Annotated in this window: 8 protein-coding genes; 4 read left to right on the top strand and 4 right to left on the bottom strand. The window is 71.7% G+C overall.

The window, feature by feature from the left end; translation table 11 throughout:
- Positions 1–233 precede the first annotated feature (233 nt).
- Both ACFWY5_RS29355 and ACFWY5_RS29350 read right to left on the bottom strand, forming a co-directional pair.
- The gene (locus tag ACFWY5_RS29355; RefSeq protein WP_379635685.1) at positions 234–1256 is read right to left on the bottom strand and encodes a hypothetical protein; all 1023 of its coding nucleotides are present in this window, start codon (positions 1254–1256) and stop codon (positions 234–236) included.
- Between the two features lie 46 nt (positions 1257–1302).
- A complete protein-coding gene (locus ACFWY5_RS29350; protein ID WP_379635683.1) occupies positions 1303–2217 on the bottom strand; it encodes a DMT family transporter in 915 nt (304 codons plus the stop codon).
- On the opposite strand from ACFWY5_RS29350, the gene ACFWY5_RS29345 reads away from it, so the two are divergent.
- Positions 2216–3613: a PLP-dependent aminotransferase family protein gene (locus ACFWY5_RS29345; protein ID WP_379635681.1), complete on the top strand. Its 1398-nt coding sequence runs from the start codon at positions 2216–2218 to the stop codon at positions 3611–3613. The genes ACFWY5_RS29350 and ACFWY5_RS29345 overlap by 2 nt on opposite strands.
- Here the strand turns inward: ACFWY5_RS29345 and ACFWY5_RS29340 are convergent.
- Positions 3610–4338, bottom strand: a complete 729-nt coding sequence (locus tag ACFWY5_RS29340) for an alpha/beta fold hydrolase (protein WP_379635679.1) — start codon at positions 4336–4338, stop codon at positions 3610–3612. The genes ACFWY5_RS29345 and ACFWY5_RS29340 overlap by 4 nt on opposite strands.
- Positions 4339–4393: 55 nt before the next feature.
- Here ACFWY5_RS29340 and ACFWY5_RS29335 point away from each other — a divergent pair, with 55 nt between their 5' ends.
- The gene (locus tag ACFWY5_RS29335) at positions 4394–4996 is read left to right on the top strand and encodes a TetR/AcrR family transcriptional regulator C-terminal domain-containing protein (RefSeq protein ID WP_379635677.1); all 603 of its coding nucleotides are present in this window, start codon (positions 4394–4396) and stop codon (positions 4994–4996) included.
- On the opposite strand, the gene ACFWY5_RS29330 is transcribed toward ACFWY5_RS29335, so the two are convergent.
- A complete protein-coding gene (locus ACFWY5_RS29330) occupies positions 4972–5277 on the bottom strand; it encodes an antibiotic biosynthesis monooxygenase family protein (RefSeq protein WP_379618137.1) in 306 nt (101 codons plus the stop codon). The two genes, ACFWY5_RS29335 and ACFWY5_RS29330, sit on opposite strands and share 25 nt — an antisense overlap.
- Before the next feature lie 49 nt (positions 5278–5326).
- Here ACFWY5_RS29330 and ACFWY5_RS29325 point away from each other — a divergent pair, with 49 nt between their 5' ends.
- The gene (locus ACFWY5_RS29325; protein WP_379635675.1) at positions 5327–5827 is read left to right on the top strand and encodes a CGNR zinc finger domain-containing protein; all 501 of its coding nucleotides are present in this window, start codon (positions 5327–5329) and stop codon (positions 5825–5827) included.
- A gap of 44 nt (positions 5828–5871) precedes the next feature.
- Positions 5872–6480: a GNAT family N-acetyltransferase gene (locus ACFWY5_RS29320; RefSeq protein ID WP_379618132.1), complete on the top strand. Its 609-nt coding sequence runs from the start codon at positions 5872–5874 to the stop codon at positions 6478–6480.
- Positions 6481–6489 lie beyond the last annotated feature (9 nt).

Genomic DNA, 6489 nt, shown 5'->3' with positions numbered 1-6489 from the left:
TTGTATTGCCGCGGCCGCTCCCCCCCCCCGTGGGGGGGGGCGGGTCGGGGGGCCCGGCACCCGCCGGGGGGGGGGGGGGCCTCCCCCCCGCTGTCACAGCCCGAGCCCACCGGCGCGCAGCGCCCCCACGCGAGGACCACGCCCTTGGCCCGGGGTGCGGGGACATACCCCCGCAGTCACAGCCCGAGCCCCACTGGCGCGCAGCGCCCCCACGCGAGGACCACGCCCTGCGGCTAGAACACGGGGATGATTTCTTCTGGGTCGATGAAGTCGACTGCCACGCCCTCCAGGTCCAGTTCGGGAATGGCCGGGAAGGCGATGCCCCAGCGTTCGACGATGGCACGGACCCTGGCCATCGCCTGGCGCCAGTTCTCCGCCTGTTCCTCATACGACAGCACACCCAGCCCAGCCTCACGGGCGTGGTCCATCAGGACGCGATGGTTGTTCAGGAAGTACGGCGGCAGCTCCCAGAACCCCTCCGGCGGCTCCCAAAGGATCATCGACAGGAACACGAACCCGGCCCGCAACTGCCGGGTGATCAGCGACTTCACGTCCTCGGTCAGCCCCGGCCACTCGTTCTCCAGAATCGTCATGCAAATCTGGAGATGTCGGGACTCATCCCGGCCAATGCGCTGGAACATCTCCCCGAACACCGGATGCCGGGTCCCCGACGCCATCCCCCTGAACAGCGTCGAGGCCGCCATCTCGCCCATCATGAAGCTCGTGAACAGCACGGGCAGCGAATACTTGCCCACCGCCGAGCTGTACCCGGTCCAGTACCGCCCGCCATTGTGGTAAAGCCAGCCGATGTTGTTGTGAGCAGCTTTCTCAAGGTCGTCGACCGGCGTCCAGTCCAGGGGCCCGCCGGGCCACAGACGGGCGATGGTGCGCTGGCAGCACTCCTCGTGGTTCATCTCGTCGCGGGTGATGGAGAAGAAGCACTTACGTACGGGATCCTCCTCGTGCTTCTCGAAGGCCTGGATCGTCGCACGGGCGAAGACCGCAGGCCCGGAGGCATCGAAATTGGCGAGGACAGCGAACCAGTACATGATCCCCAGCCGCTGCTCCCGCGTGAAATCCTCGGCCACCAGCCCGTCCCAGGGCAGATCCGCCGGGTTCCAGAGCATGGTCTTGGACTTCTCGTAGATCGCCGCGAGCTTCTCGGTCTCGACCCGCCACTCCATCGGGTAGATGTTGGGCTGCGGTATCTCGGGCGCGGGCCAGAAGCCGCCGTCGGGCACGCTGAGGTCGGCCATGTGTGACACCTCCGCCTCCCATCGTGCGGGCCGATGTCATGCGATTTCAAGTACGCGCGCGCTGCGTCACCGCCACACACGCCAGTACGGCCAGCGCGGCCGCCACCGTCACCCACCCGAACCGCTCGTCCAGCAGGACCCAGGCCCACACCATCGTGAGCAACGGCTGCGCGAGTTGTGTCTGCCCGGCCCGCGCGATGCCACCCTGGGCCAGACCCGCATACCAGGGGATGAATCCCAGGAACATGGAGATCAGCCCGACATAGGCGAATCCGGCCACCGCCTCAAGACTCCACACCACGGGCGTCGTCGCCGCGAGCACCGCGGTGACCGGCAGCGTCACCGGCAGCGAGATCACCAGCGCGTAGGAGATCACCTGCCAGCCGGGCGTGGTGCGGGAGAGCCTGCCGCCTTCGGTGTAGCCGACGGCCGCCGACAGCAGCGCCGCCACCAGCAGCAGGTCCGCCCAGGAGGCGCCGCCGCCCTCCGCGCGGGTGAAGGTGAAGGCGGTGATCGCGACGGCTCCGGCCGTACACGCGAGCCAGAACACCGGCCGGGGCCGCTCGCCCGCGCGCAGCACCGCGAACGCGGCGGTGGCGGCGGGCAGGAGCCCGATGACCACGCCCGAGTGCGCGGTGCCGGCGCCGAGTGACAGCGCGAGACCGCTGAAGACGGGAAAGCCGAAGACGACGCCAAGGGAGATGAGCGCATAAGGACGCCATTGGTGGCGCGGCGGCAACAGCGGCACCCGGGCGGCGCGCAGGCACACCAGGGCCACCAGCCCCGCGACCAAGGCCCGGCCGATCGCCACCAGCCACGGGTCGAATCCCCTCATCGCGAAGACCGTCGCGGGGAACGAGCCGGAGAACGACAGGACGCCGAGGAAAGCCAGCAAGGTCCCGCGGCGGGCGTGGGAGACCGCTACTGCGGGCGCGACGATAGCGCTATTCTGTACATTCATGAACAACGATAGCAGTATCGCCCAGATCGCCGCGATGCTGCGCGAAGAGGTCTCCCGCCTCAAACCGGGCGACCGGCTTCCGTCCAGCCGGGAGATCATGCGCCGCCACGGGGTCAGCCCGGTCACGGTGTCGCGGGCGATCGGGCAGCTCACCGCCGAGGGACGGGTGGTGACGCGGCCGGGCGCGGGCGCCTACGTGGCACAGCGGCCCGCCGCTCAATCCCCCACGGAAGCGGATATGTCCTGGCAGACCGTGGCCCTGGGCGACCGCGTGGTCGACGACACGGCGGTGACCGCCCTGCTGGCCGGCCCGCCCGACCACGTCATCCCGCTGACCGGCGGCTACCTGAACTCCGCCCTGCGACCCTCCCAGCAGCTCGCCGCCGCCGCGGCCAGGGCGGCGCGGCGCCCGGACGCGTGGTCGGTGCCGCCCCTCACCGGGCTGGCCGAGCTGCGCCGGTGGTTCGCGGTCCAGGCGGGCGGCGACGTGACCGCGGCCGACGCGCTCGTGGTCAGCGGCGGGCAGTCGGCGTTGTCGCTGGCGTTCAGGTCGCTGGCGGCGCCGGGCACGCCGATCCTGGTCGAGACGCCCACCTACCCGGGCGCGCTGGCGGCGGCGAAGGCGGCCGGGCTGCGGGCGACAGCCGTACCCATGGATCGCGACGGCGTGCGGCCGGACCTGCTCGCCGAGGCCTTCGCCGTCACCGGCGCGCGGGTCTTCTACTGCCAGCCCACGCTGCACAACCCGACCGGCGCCACGCTCTCCCTTGAGCGGCGCGAGCAGGTCATCGGCGTGGCGCGGGCGGCGGGCGCGTTCGTGGTCGAGGACGACGTGCTGCGCTACCTGGCCGACGCGCCGCCCCCGCCGATGGTCTCCATGGACCCCGACGGCACCGTCGTCTACATCAGCTCGCTCACCAAGGTCCTCGCGCCGAGCCTGCGGGTGGCGGGGGTCGTCGCGCGCGGTCCCGCCGCGCACCGGCTGCGGGCCGGGCAGCTCGTGGAGTCGTTCTTCGTGGCGCGGCCGCTGCAGGAGACGGCGCTGGAGTTCGTGGGCTCGCCCGCGTGGGAGCGCCACCTGCGCACGGTGCACGCCGAGATCGCCCGGCGCCGCGACGCGCTGCTCGCGGCCCTCGCCGCACGCCTTCCGGCCGCCGCGCCGCATCTGGCGCCCCGCGGCGGCAAGCATCTGTGGGTACGGCTGCCGCCGCACGTGGACGAGTCCGCCCTGGTCGAGGCGGCCTACCGGCACGGCGTGCAGGTGAGCCCGGGCCGCATGTACTACCCGTCGGAACCGCCCGGCCCGCGCCTGAGGCTCACCTTCATGGCCGCCGCCCACGTGCGCGAACTGGCCGAGGGCGTCAGGCGGCTGGCGGAGGCGATGGGGCCCGGTTAGGCGAGCACCCGGCCGGCGTGGTCGAGGATGATCCGGGCGAGCCGGCCGGGTGCGCGGTGGTTGGCGGTATGGCCCTGGCCGGGCATGACCACGCGGGTGGCGTGCGGCAGCACGCGTTCCAGGGCGTCCATGCGCTCGCCGAGGTGGGCCGGGCTCTGGTCGCCGCCGAGCAGCACCACCGGCGCCTGGATGTTCGCGTAGTCGCCCAGCCGGTTGCCGAGGGCGTCGATGGCTGCCAGGTCGTCGAGCTGCCGGGGCGCCAGCGCGCGCAGCTTGGGCACCAGGGCCACCGCGAGCGCCCCCGCCGCCGCCTGCCAGCCCGGGATCTTGATCACTTCCGCGAAGAAGGTCCGCATGGCCTTGGCCGTCTTGCCCCTGGCCATCGCGGCCTGGGCGCGCCGGGTGGTGTCGCCGCCGAGCGTGGTGCCGGTGATGACGGGCGGCTCGTAGAGGACGGCTCCGGCGAACGGCCCGGCCCGCAGCGCCTCCAGCGCGACCACGCCACCGGAGGAGTGGCCGACCAGCATGACCTCGCCGCCCATCCGTTCGGCGGCGGCGAGCGTGTCGGCGACCTCGTCCTCGATGGTCACGGCGGCCCCCCGATCGGGCCGGTACTGAAGCCGGCACGCCAGCTCGACCGGATAGCGGGCGGCCAGCAGGCCCGCGGGCTTGCGCCACAGGGAGCCGTCATCCAGACCCGCATGCAACACCAGAATTCCCGACATTTCGGCAAACCTCCTTAGCAGCGCTAAGGGCAACTTAGCACTGCTAAGGTGAACTGTGAACAAGAAGCTGACCCGGCGGCTGCTCATCGAGACCGGGCTGCGCCTCCTGGACGAGGTCGGCCTCGACGGCCTGACCGTCCGCAGGCTCGCCGCCGAGCTCGGCGTCCAGTCCCCCGCCCTGTACTGGCACATCCGCACCAAGCAGGAACTCCTGGACGGCATGGCCGACGCCATCGTCCTGGCCGCCGGCATGGGCCCGCCACGGGATGACGAGTCGTGGCAGGCCTGGCTGGCCCGCCGCGCCCGCGCGTACCGCGGCTCGCTGAGCGCGCACCGCGACGGCGCCCGCGTCGTGTCCGGCGCGACCAGCCTCAGCGCCCGCGCCGTCGAGCTGTTCGAGCAGGAGCTCGACGCCATGGTCGCCCGGGGCTTCACGCCCGGCCTGGCGCTGCGCACGATCACCGCGCTGACCCACTACGTCAACGGCGTCGTCCTGCACGAACAGGCCGAGCGCGGCGGCCCGTCCGGCGTCCTGCCGGGCCCCACCCTGCTGGCCGCCGTGCGCGAGACCGGCGACCCGCTGGGCGACGACGGCTTCGAGCACGGGCTGCGCGCCTTCGTCGAAGGCACCGCTCAGGCGCTGGCGAAGACCTCGTAGTGCGCGACGGTACGCTCCCGGTCCACCAGGAAGGCGTCGTCGTCGGGGTAGAAGACGGCCCGCGACGGGTCCTCCCCGGCGAAGGCCGCGATGGCTTCCCACGACTCCCAGAACGAGATCAGCAGGAACTCGGTACGGTCACCGTCATCGCGCCGGGTGAAGCGCACCCCCTGGTTCCCCGGCGTCGCGGTGTAACCGGGAAACCCGGTGCGCAGCAGGTAATCCTCGTAGGCGGAGGCGTCGGCCGTACGGGTCCAGCCACGCCAGATGCGGACGATCATCAGGACTCCTCTCCAAAGAAGACACCACTCAACACGCTACAGTGGTTTCATGCTGGAGCTCGTGCGCGACTTCGTGAACACCTATGACGTGGAGAACGACGCCGACGAGCTGACCTCGCCCGCCGAGCTGGCCCTGTGGCTGCGCGAGCGGGGCCTGGCCGGCGAGGGCGACCGCGCGGAGGACGACGACCTGGCCACCGCGATCGCCCTGCGGGAGGGCCTGCGGGCGGCGTTGCGCCGGGAACCGGCGGATCTGCCGGAGCTGCCGCTCCGGGTCGTGATCGCGGACGGGCCCCGGCTGACACCGGTACGGCCCGGCGTCCCGGGCGCGCTGGCCCGGGTCGCGGCGGCCGTACTCGATCCCGGATGGGAGCGTTTGAAGGTCTGCCTGGAAGGCACCTGCCAGTGGGCGTTCATCGACTCCTCGAAGAACCGCTCGCGGTCCTGGTGCTCCATGAAGGTCTGCGGCAACCGCACCAAAACCCGTGCATATCGGGCAAGGAAGCATGGTTCGCGTCGTCCCCAAGGCTCAAACACCGATACGGTGTAACTCGTGCCTTGTGGCATGACGGCAGGCGAAGGAGCGGGCCGAAAATGGCAGACGTAGGCGTCCGGGCGGCCCGGCGCGAGGATGTGCTCCAGGTTGCGAACGTTCAGGTCCGCGCCTGGCGCTACGGCTATCGGGATTTCCTGCCCGAGGGGCCGCTGGAGCAGATGACCGGTGCGGCGGCCGAGAAGATGTGGCTGCGCCAGTGGGACGAGGCGATCGTCGCCCCGCCCACCTCACGCCACCGGGTGCTCGTCGCGGTCGAGACCATCCTCGACACCGAGGGCTTCCCCGCGCTGGGCGTCGGCGGCAGCGCCGCGCCGGCCACGCCGCGCGGCGGCGAACGCGTGGTCGGCCTGGCCTCCCACGCCCCCGCCGAGGACCCCGACCTCGACCCGACCGTGGTCTCCGAGATGCTGACGCTGCTGGTCGACCCCGACTTCGTCCGCCGCGGGCACGGCAGCCGCCTGCTCAACGCCACCGTCGACCACCTGCGCGAGGACGGCTACCGCCAGATCGTCACCTGGGCCTTCGCCGACAACTACGCCGTCCTGGGCTTCCTGGAGTCGGCCGGCTGGGGCGAGGACATGGCCGAACGGGTGCTCGACATGGGCCGCCCGATCCGCATGGTCAGGCTCAGCACGGATATCAGCTAGAGGTAGACG

Origin of the sequence: Nonomuraea sp. NPDC059007, assembly GCF_042740555.1 — a bacterium.
Lineage (GTDB): Bacteria > Actinomycetota > Actinomycetes > Streptosporangiales > Streptosporangiaceae > Nonomuraea.
This window is presented reverse-complemented; position numbering and strand designations above follow the sequence as displayed.

What these genes read in the sequence shown, in the direction of transcription:
- ACFWY5_RS29355 (WP_379635685.1), bottom strand. Translation starts at nt 1,256, where the DNA reads ATGGCCGACCTCAGCGTGCCCGACGGCGGCTTCTGGCCCGCGCCCGAG.
- ACFWY5_RS29345 (WP_379635681.1), top strand. Translation starts at nt 2,216, where the DNA reads ATGAACAACGATAGCAGTATCGCCCAGATCGCCGCGATGCTGCGCGAA.
- ACFWY5_RS29350 (WP_379635683.1), bottom strand. Translation starts at nt 2,217, where the DNA reads ATGAATGTACAGAATAGCGCTATCGTCGCGCCCGCAGTAGCGGTCTCC.
- ACFWY5_RS29340 (WP_379635679.1), bottom strand. Translation starts at nt 4,338, where the DNA reads ATGTCGGGAATTCTGGTGTTGCATGCGGGTCTGGATGACGGCTCCCTG.
- ACFWY5_RS29330 (WP_379618137.1), bottom strand. Translation starts at nt 5,277, where the DNA reads ATGATCGTCCGCATCTGGCGTGGCTGGACCCGTACGGCCGACGCCTCC.
- ACFWY5_RS29325 (WP_379635675.1), top strand. Translation starts at nt 5,327, where the DNA reads ATGCTGGAGCTCGTGCGCGACTTCGTGAACACCTATGACGTGGAGAAC.
- ACFWY5_RS29320 (WP_379618132.1), top strand. Translation starts at nt 5,872, where the DNA reads ATGGCAGACGTAGGCGTCCGGGCGGCCCGGCGCGAGGATGTGCTCCAG.